At 49.3% G+C, this 684-nt stretch carries 2 tRNA genes and 2 rRNA genes; all 4 read right to left on the reverse strand.

Annotated features, from left to right (window positions below):
• Positions 1 to 177: ribosomal RNA gene (locus WA407_RS26220) — 23S ribosomal RNA — on the reverse strand; the annotation flags it as partial.
• A gap of 189 nt (positions 178 to 366) precedes the next feature.
• Positions 367 to 442, reverse strand: a tRNA-Ala gene (locus tag WA407_RS26225).
• A 21-nt stretch (positions 443 to 463) separates the two neighbouring features.
• A tRNA-Ile gene (locus tag WA407_RS26230) sits at positions 464 to 540 on the reverse strand.
• Between the two features lie 38 nt (positions 541 to 578).
• Positions 579 to 684: ribosomal RNA gene (gene rrf, locus WA407_RS26235) — 5S ribosomal RNA — on the reverse strand; the annotation flags it as partial.

A 684-nucleotide genomic window follows, 5' to 3' on the forward strand; every position in this document is an offset into this window, starting at 1 on the left:
ATTCTGCCTATGTATTCAGCAGAAAGTGACTGTCGATGAAGACAGCCGGGTTTCCCCATTCGGACATCCCCGGATCAAAGCTTGCTTACAGCTCCCCGAGGCCTTATCGTTGTTCGCCACGTCCTTCGTCGGCTCCTGGCGCCTAGGCATCCTCCGTGTGCTCTTTGTAGCTTAACCTAGACTTTTCTTTCGAAGAAAGAAAATGTCGATGTTCGATAAAGAATGATTTTTGCCAAAGGCAAAAGATCTTTCCTTATCTGCTACCTTTATTTCACTTGTTTACACAAGATCAGCTTAAAGGAATATTCTAAAACGCAATTTCGTTTCGGTATCCAGTTTTCAAGGTGCAATGATAATAAATCTTTTTGGTGGAGCCAAGCGGGATCGAACCGCTGACCTCCTGCTTGCAAGGCAGGCGCTCTCCCAGCTGAGCTATGGCCCCAAAAGGAAATATAAAGTTATATGGTGGGCCCTAGTGGACTCGAACCACCGACCTCACCCTTATCAGGGGTGCGCTCTAACCAGCTGAGCTAAGGGCCCATAATAAACCACCAAAAAAGTTCTTCTTTAGTGGTTGCGCTTGGCGACGTCCTACTCTCCCAGGACCCTGCGGTCCAAGTACCATCGGCGCTGGAGGGCTTAACGGTCGTGTTCGGGATGGGTACGTGTGGAACCCCTCCGCTA

Origin of the sequence: Paenibacillus sp. 203, from assembly GCF_037027525.1 — a bacterium.
GTDB classification, from domain to species: domain Bacteria; phylum Bacillota; class Bacilli; order Paenibacillales; family Paenibacillaceae; genus Paenibacillus; species Paenibacillus polymyxa_B.